Consider the following 13600-nt stretch of genomic DNA (forward strand, 5'->3'; position numbering starts at 1 on the left):
TTTGCGCAAACGCTTGCGCGCAAAGGGCAGTCTGTCTACCTTCCCGACCATCGGCAAGCCTCGACACGAACAAAGGCTGGAATCCATGAGACACCGAAGTCTCACCGCAGTCGTGCTGGCCGCCGTCCTCGCCGCGACGACCGGGTGCACGGTCGAACGCCACTGGGGCGGCAACACCAACACGGGCGGGAGCGGCAAGGCGAAGGTCGGCCTGGTCACCAAGACCGACACCAACCCCTACTTCGTGGAACTCCGCAACGCCGCCAGAGCGGCCGCGCAGGCCAACGGCGCCGACTTCAGCGCGCTCGCCGGCCAGTTCGACGGCGACAACGACGGCCAGGTCCGCGCCATCGAGAACCTCCGCCAGCAGGGCGCGAACACCATCCTGATCACGCCGAGCTCCTCCACCGGCGTGCTCAAGGCGATCAAGGACGCCCGCGACGCCGGGGTCCTGGTGATCGCCCTCGACACCGCCACCGAACCGGCCGACGCCGTCGACGCCACCTTCGCCACCGACAACTTCGCGGCGGGCGAGCAGCAGGGCGCCTACGTCAAGGCCGCGCTGGCCGGCACCCCGCCCAAGCTGCTCATGGTCGACGGCACGGCGGGCAGCACGGTCGACACCCAGCGCCACGGCGGCTTCCTCAAGGGCATCGGGCTCACCGACGGCTCGCCGGAGATCAAGGGCCACACCGCGGCCAACGGCGACCAGAGCCTCGCCCAGCAGGGCATGGAGAACCTGCTGCAGCGCAGCACCGACATCAACGCCGTCTACTCGATGAACGAGCCGATGGGCCGCGGCGCTTATGCGGCGCTGAAGGCGCGCGGGCTCACCGGGCAGATCGTCATGGGCTCGATCGACGGCGGCTGCGAAGGCGTCCAGAACGTCAAGGACGGCCAGTTCGCCGCCACCGTCATGCAGTTCCCCAAGAAAATGGCCGAGCAGGGCGTGCTCGCCGCCGTCGAGTACGCCAAGACCGGCAAGAAGCCGTCCGGCTTCGTGAACACCGGGTCCGCCGTGATCACCGACAAGCCCCTGCCCGGCATCGAGAGCCACGACTCGGCCTGGGGCCTGCAGAACTGCTGGGGAGGCAACAAATGACCACGGCAGTGGCCACGAAGGAACGTGAGTCCCTCGGCGAGTTCCTCCTCCGCGCCCCCGCGGTCGGCCCGGCGCTCGCGCTGGTCGTCGCGATCGTGGTGTTCTCGCTGGCCACGGACACGTTCTTCGACCTCGACAACCTGTCCACAGTGGTCCAGCAGTCCCTGGTCGTCGGGACGCTCGCGCTGGGCCAGACGCTCGTCATCCTCATCGCGGGCATCGACCTCTCCAACGCGGCCTCGATGGTCGTCGCGACGCTGATCATGGCCAAGCTCGCCGCGGCGGGCACGAACGGCTTCGTCGCGCTGCTCGCCGGCGTGGTGCTGACGATCATCGTCGGTATCTTCATCGGCGGGCTGGCCACGAGGATCAAGCTCCCGGCGTTCATCATCACGCTCGGCACGTTCACCATGCTCACCGCGGTGTCCAAGCTGATCGCCGGCGGCCAGGCCGTGCCGGTGACCGACGGGCTGCTGCAGTGGCTCGGCACCAAGCGCTACCTCTTCGGCGGCATCCCGATCACCTACGGCATGACGCTGGCGCTGCTGATGTACCTCGGCATCTGGTACGCGCTGACGAAAACCGCGTGGGGCAAGCACGTCTACGCGGTCGGCAACGCGCCGGAGTCCGCGCGGCTGTCCGGCATCAAGGTCAACCGCACGGTGCTGTCGGTGTACATCGTGGCCGGGCTGACCTTCGGCATCGCCGCGTGGCAGGCGCTCGGCCGGACGCCGAACGCCGACCCGAACCAGTTCCAGCTCGGCAACCTCGACTCGATCACCGCGGTCGTCCTCGGCGGGACGAGCCTCTTCGGCGGCCGCGGCTCGGTGCTCGGCACGCTGATGGGCGCGCTGGTCGTGGCGGTGCTGCGGTCGGGGCTGACGCAGATGAACGTCGACGGCAACTACCAGGACCTCGCCACCGGCGCCCTGCTCATCGCCGCCGTCGTGGTGGACCGGATCGCGAGGAGGCAGCAGCAGTCATGACCGAACCGATCCTTTCCGCGAGGGGACTCGTCAAGCGCTACGGCCGGGTGACCGCCATCGACGGCGCCGACTTCGACCTGTTGCCCGGCGAAGTGCTCGCCGTGGTCGGTGACAACGGTGCCGGGAAGTCGTCGCTCATCAAAGCCCTGTCCGGGGCGGTGATCCCGGACGATGGTGAGATCAAAGTGGACGGACAGGCCGTCCACTTCAAGTCTCCTTTGGACGCTCGGCACTACGGCATCGAGACGGTGTACCAGGACCTCGCCGTCGCGCCCGCGCTCGACATCGCGTCGAACATGTTCCTGGGCCGGGAAAAGCGGCTCAAGGGGCCGCTCGGGCTGTTCCGCAAGCTCGACACCGGCACCATGCGGGCCGAGGCGCAGCGGATCCTCGACGAGCTGGGCATCAACATCAAGTCGATCAGCCAGCCCGTCGAGACGCTCTCCGGTGGTCAGCGCCAGGGTGTCGCGGTGGCCCGCGCGGCCGCCTTCGGCACCAAGGCCGTGATCATGGACGAGCCCACCGCCGCCCTCGGCGTCGCCGAGTCCGGCAAGGTGCTCGACCTGATCGGCCGGATCCGCGACCGCGGCCTGCCGGTGGTGCTGATCAGCCACAACATGCCGCACGTCTTCGACATCGCCGACCGCATCCACGTGCACCGCCTCGGCAAGCGCGTCGCGGTCGTCTCGCCGAAGACGCACACGATGAACCAGGTCGTCGGCCTGCTCACCGGTGCCCTGCGGCTCAACGAAAACGGTGAAGTGGAAGAAGCCGCCGCCGCGACGCACGTGGCCGGTTTGAGTTGAGAGTGCTGCTGGCGGGCTTGTGCACCGTGGACCTGGTGCAGCGGGTCGAGGAGCTGCCGGCGCCGGGCGAGAAGGTGCAGTCGCTGCAGGTGGACGTCGCCGCGGGTGGGCCCGCGACGAACGCCGCGGTGACGGCGGCCGCGCTCGGCGCCGAAGCCACCCTGCTGACCGTCCTCGGCGCACACCCGCTGGCGGCGCTCGCCCGCGCCGACCTCGAAGCCCACGGGGTCCGGGTCGTCGACCTCGACCCCGGCCGGGCCGCGCCACCGGCGGTCAGCGCTGTCGCCGTCCGGGACCGGGACGGCGAGCGCACGGTCGTCTCGCGCAACGCGGCCGGGTCCGAAGCCACCTGGAGCGGCACGGTCGACGCGGACGTGGTGCTCGTCGACGGCCACCACCCGAACCTCGCGCTGTCGGTCGCCCGTGCGGCCGGGGACCTCCCGGTCGTGCTCGACGCCGGCAGCTGGAAGCCCGTGCTCGACGAGCTGCTGCCCCTGGTCGACGTGGCCGCCTGCTCCGCGCACTTCAGCGCGCCTGGACCCGGCCTGCACGAGCGCGGCGTGCCGACCGTGATCACCACCGCGGGGGCGCACCCGGTGCGCTGGTCCACTGCGGACGGCGGCTCGGGTGAGGTGCCTGTCGCGGACGTGGAAGCGCGGGACACACTAGGGGCGGGCGACGTCTGGCACGGCGCGCTCGCTGTAGCCGTGGTGCGCGAACCGACGGTGACGGACCGGATCCGCTTCGCCAACGAGGTGGCCGCCGAACGGGTGCGGCATGTGGGACCGCGGTCGTGGACGACCGCGATCGCAGGAAGGAACAGGACATGACGGCGTTCGACGACCTGCTGGCCAGGGCCGAGGGGCTGACCGTGCGCGGGCAGCGCAACGTGCTCGGCATCATCGGCTCGCCCGCGTCCGGCAAGACCACGCTCGCCTGGGCGCTGGCCAACGCGCTCGGCTCACGCGCGGCCGTGGTCGGCATGGACGGCTTCCACCTCGCGCAGGTCGAACTGCGCCGGCTGGGCCGCACCGAGCGCAAGGGCGCCCCGGACACGTTCGACGCCGCGGGCTACTACCACCTGATCCGCCGCCTGGCCGAAGGCCGCGAAACGGTGTACGCGCCGGAGTTCCGCCGCGAGATCGAGGAGCCGATCGCCGGGGCGGTCGCGGTGCCGCCGGAGGTCCAGCTGGTGATCACCGAGGGCAACTACCTGCTGCTCCCGGACGACCCGTGGAGCGCGATCCGGCCCCTGCTCACCGAGGCCTGGTTCCTCGCGCCGGACGAGCCCGAGCGCATCGAGCGGCTCGTGTCGCGCCACCGCCGCTACGGCCGTTCGCTGGTCGAGGCCCGGCAGCGGGCCCTCGGCTCGGACCAGCGCAACGCCGACCTCATCTCGCAGACGCGGGACCGGGCCGACCTGGTGCTGGAGAACCTGCCGCTGGCGAACTTCGCGATTTGACCCTCATCGTCACGGGCGGCAGCCGCGGGATCGGCGCGGCGATCTGCGAGCTGGCCGCCCACCGCGGTTACGACGTCGTGGTCAACTTCTCCGGCGATCCCGCGCCCGCTCGCGAGGTGGCCGAGCGGGTGCGCGCGGCGGGACAGCGGGCGCTGCCCTTCCGCGCGGACGTCTCCAGCGAGGAGGACGTCCGCGCCCTGTTCGACGCGGCGGCCGAGCTGGGTCCGGTCACCGCGCTGGTCAACAACGCGGCCATCGTCGGCAACACCCCCGGCCGGCTCGAGGACTACGAGGTCGACGTCGTCCGGCGCACCCTCGACGTCAACGTCACCGGGGTGTTCCTGTGCTGCCGGGAGGCGGTCCGCCGGATGTCGGTCCGCCACGGCGGCGATGGCGGCGCCATCGTGAACATCTCCTCGACGGCCGCGCGCACCGGCTCGGCCGGGGAGTGGGTGCACTACGCCGCGTCGAAGGCGGCCGTGGACACGCTGACCTTCGGGCTGGCGCAGGAAGTCGCGGCCGAGGGGATCCGCGTCAACGCGGTGCGGCCGGGCATGATCCACACCGGGCTGCACGCGGCCGCGGGCCTCCCGGACCGGATGGCGAAGTACGCACGGCAGATTCCGATGCGGCGGGCGGGGCAGCCGACGGAAATCGCAGAAGCGGTGTTGTTCCTGCTCTCGGAGGCGTCGTCGTTCACGACGGGCGCGGTCCTCGACGTCGGTGGCGGCCGCTGATCCTTGTGAACCGGCATTTCCCGGCTTTCGTGTGGTGAGCGTTCCCGGAACCGCGCGAAAGGTGAACAACAATGCGTACCTTCGAGCTGCCCGAATCGGTGGGCGGGGCGACAGTCGATCGGATACTGGGCAGACAGCTGGTCCGGACCTGGGAGGAAGACGGGATCTTCCAGGTCGCCGCCACGCCGGAGCAGGCCCGGATCACCGGCGAAGCGCTCGCCGAAAGCCGCCGGTTTTTCGCGAAATCCCTGCCCGAGAAAGCGAAGTTCGTCAGCGACCTGACCTACAGCGGTTACATCGCCTCCGGTGAGGAAGTGACCGCGGGCGAAGCCGACTATTCCGAGATCTTCACGGTGTGCCCGGACATCCCGCGCACCGACAGCCGCGTCACCGAAGGCATGCCGTGCCACGGACCGGTCCCGTGGCCGGACGAGGGCTACCGGACGGCGATGGAAGCCCACCTCCGCGAGGTCGGCGAGATCGGTGAGAAGCTCCTGCGGCTCGTCGCGCTCGGGCTGGGCGAGGAGATCGACCGGCTGACCACGCTCACCCGGGACGGCTGGCACCACATGCGCGTGCTGCGGTTCCCGGCCCGGTCCGCGACGACCGAGCGCGGGATCGGCGCGCACACCGACTACGGCCTGCTCGTGATCGCCGCGCAGGACGACGTCGGCGGGCTCTTCATCCGGCCGCCGGTGCCCGGCGAGCCGCGCCGCCGCAACTGGCTGCCGGACGAGAGCACGGCCGGGATGTACCAGGACGACGAACCGTGGCACTTCGTCGAACCCGAGCCGGCGGTGTTCACCGTCTTCCCCGGCGACATCCTGCAGTTCCTCACCGGCGGCCGGCTCCTGTCGACGCCGCACAAGGTCCGGCTCGCGGACCGGGAGCGGTACACGCTGGCGTACTTCCACGAGCCGTCGTTCACCGCCACCGTCCGCCCGCTGGCCGGCGGCGACGAGCACATCCACTACGGCACGCACTTCACGAACATGTTCATGCGCTGCTACCCGGACCGGGTGACGACCAAGCGCATCCACGAGGAAGGCCGGTTGCGGCTGCTCGACCAGTGAGAATCACCGGCGGTCACCACCTGTAAGACGGGCGTGACCGCCGGTAGGTTCCGTCCGCCTGCTGGGACGGCCGGAGACGGCGAGATCACGATTGGCCGGGGAATTGGTCACCTCGGTTTCGGCGGTCGAACGCTGTGCAACTCTGGGGAGCCGCACCGAGAAAGGACGGCTTCGGAAGCCATGGCGAAACTGATGTCCGTGCACCACCTCGCGCTCACCGTGACCGACGTGGACCGCAGCGTGCCGTGGTACGTGCGTGTCCTCGACCTCGAGGAGGTCACCCGGCGCGAAGAGCCGGACACGGGGCTGCGCAAGGTCGTGCTGCGGTCCGCCGGGGACGAGTTCTCGGTGGTCCTGGTGCAGCACGCGGACACCGGGCGGCGCGGGTTCGACGAGCGCCGGACCGGCCTCGACCACGTCGCCTTCCGGGTGCACTCGGCCGCCGAGCTGGCGGAATGGGAGTGCCGGCTGCAGGAGTTCGGGGTGTCGTACACGCCGGTCGCGCCGTCACGCACCTTCGAAGGCTCGCGCGTGATCGTGTTCCGCGACCCGGACGGCATCCAGCTCGAAATCTGGACCGACCCGCAGCTCTGAAGGTGCCTTTCAGCGCGCGGGGGTCAGGCGCGGGCGTTGCTGTCGTCCGGCTCGTCGACCGGGCGGCGCATCTCCTGGCGGTACCGCAGCACACCCCACCCCGTGCCGACCACGAAGAACGCGATGCTGGCCCACAAAGCCGCCGTCTTCAGCCACGGCAGGGCGTCCAGCAATCCCGCGCCGTAGTACCCCAGCAGGACCAGCGTCGGTACCCACAGCAGGCCGCCCAGGGCCGTCGCCGCCATGAACCGGCGCGGGTCCATCCGGGCCGCGCCCGCGATCAGCGGGGCCAGCGTGCGGATCCACGGGATCCAGCGGGCCGCCACGATCGCGAAGAAACCCCGGCGGTCCAGGAACCGCTGCGCGCGTTCCAGGGCCTGCCGGTTCAGCACCTTGCCGTCGCGCCTCGCGATCAGCTTCGTGCCGCCCGTGCGGCCGATGTAGTAGCCGATCTGGTTGCCCAGGACCGCGACGATCAGCGCGGCCCCCGACAGGAACCACGCGTTGGCGTCCGAGCCGTGCTGGGCCAGCACCACGCCCGCCCCGAACAGGAGCGAGTCACCGGGCAGGAACAGCCCGATGATCAGCGCGCACTCGACCAGCACGAAGCTCAGCACGATCACCCAGACGAGCAGCGGGCCGGCGGTGTCCAGCCAGCTCACGCCGACGCCCGCGGCCTCGAGGCTCACGACGTTCACACCGCGAGCCTACGTGGCCCGGGTGAACGGGCCGCGGCTAACGGTCAAATCGAGCTTCCCGGAAGTTTCACCTTTCACCAACGGTGAAGGCCCCCTCACCCAGTGGTGAGAGGGCCTCCGGTCCGGGCACTCAGAACTGCGGCAGGGACTCGCCTTGCACCGCTTCGATGTCCAGCTCCACCTTCACCGTCGTGCCGACCACCGCGACGCCGGCGCGGGCCAGCGCGCTGTAGTTGATCGCGAAGTCGTTGCGGTGCAGCGTCGTCTCGGCGTGGAACGCGGCGCGCACGCCGCCCCACGGGTCCGGGCCCCAGCCGCCGTAGCCGAGCTCCAGCTCGATCTCGCGGCGCTCGCCGTGCAGCGTGAGCTCGCCCTGCAGCGTCCACGAGTCCACCCCGCGCTGCCGCATTCCCGTGCTGGCGAACGTGATCACGGGATGCACGTCGACGTCGAGGAAGTCCGGCGAACGGAGGTGGTCGTCGCGCATCTTGATACCGGTCTCGACGCTCGCCGCCTTGATCTCCGCGTGCACCGAGGACCGCTCGGCGGGCCGGCCGATCTCGATCCGGCCCGACAGGTCCGGGAACCGCGCCTTGATGCTCGCGATGCCCATGTGCCGCGCGGTCGCGACGACCGACGAGTGCACCGGGTCGATCACCCACGGCCCGGCGGGTGGCAGGTCGACCGCCTCGGCGACCGGGGCCAGCACGACGTCGCCGAGCGAGCCGCTGCCGTCCGAGGCGATGTGCGTCGTCCGGGCGACCGGGGTGTACCCGGCCGCGGTCACGACGGCGGTGTACGTGCCCGCCGGGAGGGCGCCGGTGACGACCTCCCCGCGGACGTCCGCCGCCTCGCGGGCGACCTGCCGCCCGGCCGGGTCGGTGACGGTGAGCACCGCGTGCTCCACCGCCCAGCCCTCGGCCGTGCGGAAGGCCGCGCGCAAGCCGGTCATGACCGGTCGGCCAGCTCGTCGAGGGCCTGGTCGTAGCTCAGCCGGACGTCGTGGCCCGCCTCGCCGCCGGTCAGCTCCACCTGGCTGGTCGCCGGCGGGTAGCCGCTCGCGACCACGGTGTACGCGCCCGCGGGCAGATCGCTGACCACGTACCGGCCTTCGCCGTCGGTCCGCGCGACCGCGGCCACGTTGCCTTCGGCGTCGAGCACGGTGATCCGGGCGTCCGGCACGATCCGGTCGCCCTCGGTCCGCGCGGTGCCGCGGAGCAGCACCGAGCTGGCCAGCTCGACGTCGTGGCGCAGCACGCCGCTGTCGGGCACGGTGAGCGTCACCGCGAAGGGCCGGTAGCCCGCGCCGCTGGCGACCAGGGTGTACGCCCCGGCGCCGACCCCGACGAAGGCGTAGGTGCCGTCCGTGGTGGTGATGAACGCGCCGTTCACCTCGCCGCGGCTGTCGGTCAGCGTCACGGTCACGTTCGGCAGCGGGTCCCCGGTCGCAGCCGCCCGCACGGTACCGGTCAGCTCGCCGGACCCGGTGAGCGTGACGTCGACCGTCGCCGGCCCGTTGCTGATCACGACGCTGGAGGCCTGCGGCTGGTGGCCGTGCGCCGACACGATGAGCACGTACGCGCCCGGGCCCTGGCTGGGCACCGAGTAGCTGCCGTCGGCGGCGCCGGTGGCCCGCGCGACCTGGCGGCCGCGCTGGTCGATGAGGGTCAGCGCGGCGCCCGGGACCTGGCTGCCGTCCTGCCGCCGGACGTGGCCGGTCACCGGCACGCCACCCGCGCCGACCGGGGCGTCGACCTCGGACTCCGCGACGGAGTTCGTGATCGGCAGCGCACCCGAGACAGCCTGGTAGTCGCCGTGCCCGTTGGTGCTCAGCGCGTGCTTGCCGCCGCCGACGAGGGCCGGTTCACGGTCGACCGGACGCACCGGCTCGACGATCTCGGTGGGTTCGTCGGCGTGGTCTTCGAGCAGCGCCTCGCCGCCCTCCACGGCCGCCGCGGCCGGGGCCGCGTTGGTCAGCGGGATCTCCTTCATGAACAGCAGCACCAGCGTGGCCAGCAGGGCCACCGCACCCGCGATGTAGAACACCGTGGTGATCGAGTCGGTGAAACCGACCAGGATCGGCGTCTTGATCGCGTCCGGGAGGGACTGGATCACGCTGGTGTTCTCGGACAGGTTCCCGACGCTCGCGCCGGCGCCGGCCGGCAGCTGCCCGCCGAACGCCTTCGTGATGTTCGGCATCAGGGTGTTGAACAGGACCGTCAGGAAGATCGCGACACCGGCGGTACCACCGATCTGGCGGAAGAACGTCGCCGACGCGGTCGAGACACCCATGTCGCTGCGCGGGCCCGCGTTCTGCACCGCGATGATCAGCGTCTGCATGCACTGGCCGAGGCCGAGGCCGATGATGGCGGCGGCGACCAGCGGGTGCCACAGCGCCGAGTCGTACTTGACCTGGGCGAAGAAGAACGCGCCGCCGGCGATCATGACGGTGCCGATGATCGGGAAGATCTTGTAGCGCCCGGTCTTCCCGGTGATCCGGCCGGAGACGATCGAGCTGAACATGATGCCCGCCATCAGCGGCAGCATCAGCAGCCCGGACTCGGTCGGCGTGTAGCCCTGCACGACCTGCATGAACTGCGGGATCATGGTGATCGCGCCGAACATCGCGACACCGACGATGACACCGCCGATGATCGCCACGGTGAAGGTCGAGTTCTTGAACAGCCGCAGCGGGATCAGCGCGGCGTCCTTCATCCACCGTTCGACCACGATGAAGGCGATCACGCCGACGCCGCCGATGACGTAGCAGAGGATCGACTTCTGGTCGCCCCAGCCCCACTTCTGGCCCTGCTCGGCGACGATCAGGAACGGCACGACCGCGACGACCATCGTCAGCGCGCCCCACCAGTCGATCTTGTGCTTGTGCGGCGTGTGCGGCACGTTCAGCACCCGGGCCACGACGAACAGCGCGATGACGCCGATCGGGACGTTGATCAGGAAGACCCAGCGCCAGCCGTGCAGGCCGGCCAGCGAGTCGATGCCCGCGAAGAAGCCGCCCAGCACCGGGCCGAGCACGGTCGACAGGCCGAAGACGGCCAGGATGTAGCCCTGGTACTTCGCGCGCTCACGCGGCGGCACGATGTCGCCGAGGATGGTCATGGCCAGCGACATCAGGCCACCGGCGCCGAGGCCCTGCACCGCGCGGAACGCGGCGAGCTGGTACATCGACGTCGCGAACGTCGAGGCGAGCGAACCGGCGACGAAGATGGTGATCGCGGTGAGGTAGAACGGCTTGCGCCCGTAGATGTCGGAGAGCTTGCCGTAGATCGGCGTGACGATCGTCGAGGTGATCAGGTACGCCGTGGTCGCCCAGGCCTGCAGGTCGAAGCCGTGCAGGTCGTTGGCGATCTTGACGATCGAGGTACCCACGATCGTCTGGTCGAGCGCGGCCAGGAACATGCCGCACATCAGGCCGCTCAGGATCGTGACGATCTGGCGGTGGCTCAGCCGTGGTGGTTCCTTCGCCACGGGTTGGTCGACGGTGGTGGTGCTCATGCGTTGGCCCCCTTGGCCGGTGCACCGGCGGACGCGTGGGCGTCGGCCAGCTGTGGAGAGTGGTTCTCGATACCTGTGTTGAGCCGGCCGAAGAGGCGGTTCAGGGTCTGGATGTCCCCGTCGCTCCAGTCCCCGAGCACCTCGGCCAGCCACTGGTTGCGCAGCTTGCGGTTCTCTTCGAACACCCGCATGCCTTCGCTCGTCGGCGCGAGCAGGCAGGCACGCCCGTCTTCCGGGTCGGCCTGGCGCTCGACCAGGCCGTGCTGCACGAGCGAGCTCGACTGCCTGCTGATCGTGGAGATCTCGGAGTGGAGCGACTCGGCCAGCTTGCTGGTGCGCTGCGGGCCCTCGTGGATGAGGGTGAAGAGGATCGCGTACGCCGCCCGCTCGATGCCGTCCGGACCCTGCTTGGAGACCTGCGACTTCGCCTTGTTGATCAGGCGGACCAGGCGGACGAGCTCGTGCCCGAGCTGGTCGGCGAGATCCAGCTCGGCCTTGGGCCGGGTGGCGGAGTTGTTCGGTGCCATGGTCATCCTTCACGGCGTTGGTTGGCGGCTGCAACTAGTTGCCTCAGGCAAGGATGTGCCTTCATCAGCGGTTGTGCAAGCGGGATACCTCGTGATGTGGCAGAACACACTTTAGTTGCCGTATGCAAGCACATTTCTCCGGGGTTGCTGCCGGAACAACCGCGCCCGTGGCGGGTTGAGAAGGGTATGACCGACGACACAGCGTTGAAGGACTTCCTGGCCGCCCGCCGCCACGGCGTCCTCGCCACGATCCGCCGCGACGGCCGGCCGCAGCTGTCCACGATCACCTACCTGTACGACCCGGCGTCGGCGAAGTTCATCGCCTCGATCACCGAGACGCGGGCGAAGACGAAGAACATGCGCCGCGACCCGCGGGTGACGTTCCACGTGGGCAGCGAGGACGGCTGGAGCTACGTCGTCGCCGAGGGGCGCGCATCGCTCACGGCGCCGGCCGCGGCACCTGACGACGACACGGTGGAAGCGCTGGTCGACTACTACCGCCGCGCGGCGGGTGAGCACCCGGACTGGGCCGAGTACCGCGAGGCGATGGTCGCCGACCAGCGGGTGCTGCTGACGGTGCACGTCGAGAAGCTGCTGGGGCTGGTCCGCTGACGCACTGCTCCGTTTCGGCTGGTTTCGAAAGAAGATTTCCGCACTGCGGACTGTTCGGGCTTACGATGAGGCCATGGGCAACGAAGCTTTGGTCACCCGGCTCCGGGACCTGCTCGGCAAGAGCGCCGTGCTCACCGACACCGACGTCACGGCGTCCTATGCGCGCGACATGATGCCGCTGGCGCCGTCGGGCACGCCGCTCGCGGTGGTGCTGCCCGCGAACGCCGCCGAGGTGCAGGCGGTGGTGAAGGCGTGCGCCGAGGCCAAGGTGCCGATCGTGCCGCGCGGGGCGGGCAGCGGCCTGTCGGGCGCGGCGAACGCGATCGACGGCTGCGTCACGCTGTCGCTGACCAAGCTGAACGAGATCGTCGAAATCGACGCGGGCAACCGGCTGGCGGTGGTCCAGCCGGGTGTGGTCAACCTGGACTTCCGCAACGCGGTGGAGAAGCACGGGCTGTTCTACCCACCGGACCCGTCGAGCTACGACTGGTGCACGATCGGCGGCAACTTGTCGACGAACGCCGGCGGCCTCTGCTGCGTGAAGTACGGCGTGACCACGGACTCGGTGCTCGGCCTGGAGGTCGTCCTGGCCGACGGATCGCTGCTGAAGACCGGCCGCCGCACGGTGAAGGGTGTCGCGGGCTACGACCTGGCCCGGCTGTTCGTGGGCAGCGAGGGCACGCTCGGCGTGATCACCCAGGCCACGGTCCAGCTCAAGCCGCTGCCCCGGGCCCCGGCGACGCTGGTCGCGGGCTTCGGCACGACGGAAGCGGCCGGGGAGGCCGTGGCCCGGGTGGTCCGCGAAGGTCTCGTGCCGTCGTTGCTGGAGATCATGGACGCATCGTCGATCAAGGCGTCCGAGGCGTACCTGAAGACGGACCTCGGCGCGGGATCGAACTGCCAGGCGCTGCTGCTCGGCCAGTCGGACGCGGGCGGCGAGGTGGCCCGCCGCGAGCTGGCGGCGCTCGAGCAGATCTGCGTCGACTGCGGGGCGGACCTGGCGTACACGACGGAGGACCTCGAAGAGGGCCGGATGCTGCTGCAGGCCCGCCGGGTGGTGCTCACGGCGCTGGAGACGTACGGGCTCTGGCTGACCGACGACGTCTGTGTGCCGCGCACGCGGATCGCCGAGCTGATCCGCGGCTGCGAGAAGATCAGCTCCGAGGTCGGGCTGCGGATCGCGGTGGTCGGCCACGCCGGCGACGGCAACATGCACCCGACGATCGTGTACCAGCCGGACGACCCGTCGGAGTTCGAGCGGGCGCAGCGGGCGTTCGACGAGATCCTCGAGGTCGGGCTGTCGCTCGGTGGGACGGTGACCGGGGAGCACGGGGTCGGGAAGATCAAGCGCGAGTGGCTGGCCCGGGAGATCGGGCCGGTGGGGCTGCGGGTGCACCAGCAGATCAAGCGGGCGCTGGACCCGGAGAACCTGTTCAACCCGGGCTCGATGTTCTCGATGACCTGAGCCGCGCCCGCAGGGGTCCCCG

Annotated in this window: 14 protein-coding genes; 10 read left to right on the top strand and 4 right to left on the bottom strand. The window is 70.4% G+C overall.

Annotated features, from left to right (window positions below; all coding sequences use genetic code 11):
* Positions 1 to 85 precede the first annotated feature (85 nt).
* The 8 genes from ACWED2_RS32910 to ACWED2_RS32945 all read left to right on the top strand — a co-directional run bounded on the left by ACWED2_RS32910 (position 86) and on the right by ACWED2_RS32945 (position 6760).
* On the top strand, positions 86 to 1102 hold the full coding sequence (locus tag ACWED2_RS32910; RefSeq protein WP_449694396.1) for a substrate-binding domain-containing protein: 1017 nt from the start codon (positions 86 to 88) through the stop codon (positions 1100 to 1102).
* Positions 1099 to 2088, top strand: coding sequence for an ABC transporter permease (locus tag ACWED2_RS32915; protein WP_033262941.1), 990 nt, complete (start codon positions 1099 to 1101; stop codon positions 2086 to 2088). The genes ACWED2_RS32910 and ACWED2_RS32915 overlap by 4 nt, the downstream gene beginning before the upstream one ends.
* Entirely contained in the window at positions 2085 to 2894 is an 810-nt protein-coding gene (locus ACWED2_RS32920) for an ATP-binding cassette domain-containing protein (protein ID WP_449694397.1), read from the top strand. Before ACWED2_RS32915 ends, ACWED2_RS32920 begins: the two co-directional genes overlap by 4 nt.
* Before the next feature lie 2 nt (positions 2895 to 2896).
* A complete protein-coding gene (locus ACWED2_RS32925; protein ID WP_449694443.1) occupies positions 2897 to 3724 on the top strand; it encodes a PfkB family carbohydrate kinase in 828 nt (275 codons plus the stop codon).
* A complete protein-coding gene (locus ACWED2_RS32930) occupies positions 3721 to 4356 on the top strand; it encodes a nucleoside/nucleotide kinase family protein (RefSeq protein ID WP_013230842.1) in 636 nt (211 codons plus the stop codon). Before ACWED2_RS32925 ends, ACWED2_RS32930 begins: the two co-directional genes overlap by 4 nt.
* Positions 4353 to 5093 carry an SDR family oxidoreductase gene (locus ACWED2_RS32935; protein ID WP_449694398.1) on the top strand — a complete coding sequence of 247 codons (741 nt, stop codon included), beginning with the start codon at positions 4353 to 4355 and terminating at the stop codon, positions 5091 to 5093. Before ACWED2_RS32930 ends, ACWED2_RS32935 begins: the two co-directional genes overlap by 4 nt.
* Before the next feature lie 71 nt (positions 5094 to 5164).
* Entirely contained in the window at positions 5165 to 6166 is a 1002-nt protein-coding gene (locus tag ACWED2_RS32940) for an isopenicillin N synthase family dioxygenase (RefSeq protein ID WP_449694399.1), read from the top strand.
* A gap of 180 nt (positions 6167 to 6346) precedes the next feature.
* Entirely contained in the window at positions 6347 to 6760 is a 414-nt protein-coding gene (locus ACWED2_RS32945) for a VOC family protein (RefSeq protein WP_449694400.1), read from the top strand.
* A gap of 23 nt (positions 6761 to 6783) precedes the next feature.
* Here ACWED2_RS32945 and ACWED2_RS32950 read toward each other — a convergent pair whose 3' ends face one another.
* From ACWED2_RS32950 to ACWED2_RS32965, 4 genes are all read right to left on the bottom strand, one after another.
* Positions 6784 to 7458, bottom strand: a complete 675-nt coding sequence (locus tag ACWED2_RS32950; RefSeq protein WP_449694401.1) for a DedA family protein — start codon at positions 7456 to 7458, stop codon at positions 6784 to 6786.
* A gap of 130 nt (positions 7459 to 7588) precedes the next feature.
* Positions 7589 to 8410: a YceI family protein gene (locus tag ACWED2_RS32955; RefSeq protein WP_449694402.1), complete on the bottom strand. Its 822-nt coding sequence runs from the start codon at positions 8408 to 8410 to the stop codon at positions 7589 to 7591.
* A complete protein-coding gene (locus ACWED2_RS32960; protein ID WP_449694403.1) occupies positions 8407 to 10974 on the bottom strand; it encodes an MFS transporter in 2568 nt (855 codons plus the stop codon). Before ACWED2_RS32960 ends, ACWED2_RS32955 begins: the two co-directional genes overlap by 4 nt.
* Positions 10971 to 11501: a MarR family winged helix-turn-helix transcriptional regulator gene (locus ACWED2_RS32965; protein ID WP_449694404.1), complete on the bottom strand. Its 531-nt coding sequence runs from the start codon at positions 11499 to 11501 to the stop codon at positions 10971 to 10973. Before ACWED2_RS32965 ends, ACWED2_RS32960 begins: the two co-directional genes overlap by 4 nt.
* 186 nt (positions 11502 to 11687) lie before the next feature.
* Between ACWED2_RS32965 and ACWED2_RS32970 the strand changes: the two genes are divergently transcribed.
* Together ACWED2_RS32970 and ACWED2_RS32975 are read left to right on the top strand one after the other, a co-directional pair.
* Complete coding sequence (locus tag ACWED2_RS32970) at positions 11688 to 12113, top strand: PPOX class F420-dependent oxidoreductase (RefSeq protein ID WP_449694405.1); 426 nt, start codon at positions 11688 to 11690, stop codon at positions 12111 to 12113.
* Positions 12114 to 12186: 73 nt separating this feature from the next.
* Positions 12187 to 13578 carry an FAD-binding oxidoreductase gene (locus ACWED2_RS32975; RefSeq protein ID WP_449694406.1) on the top strand — a complete coding sequence of 464 codons (1392 nt, stop codon included), beginning with the start codon at positions 12187 to 12189 and terminating at the stop codon, positions 13576 to 13578.
* Positions 13579 to 13600: the final 22 nt, after the last annotated feature.

It is taken from the genome of Amycolatopsis sp. NPDC005003, assembly GCF_053600695.1.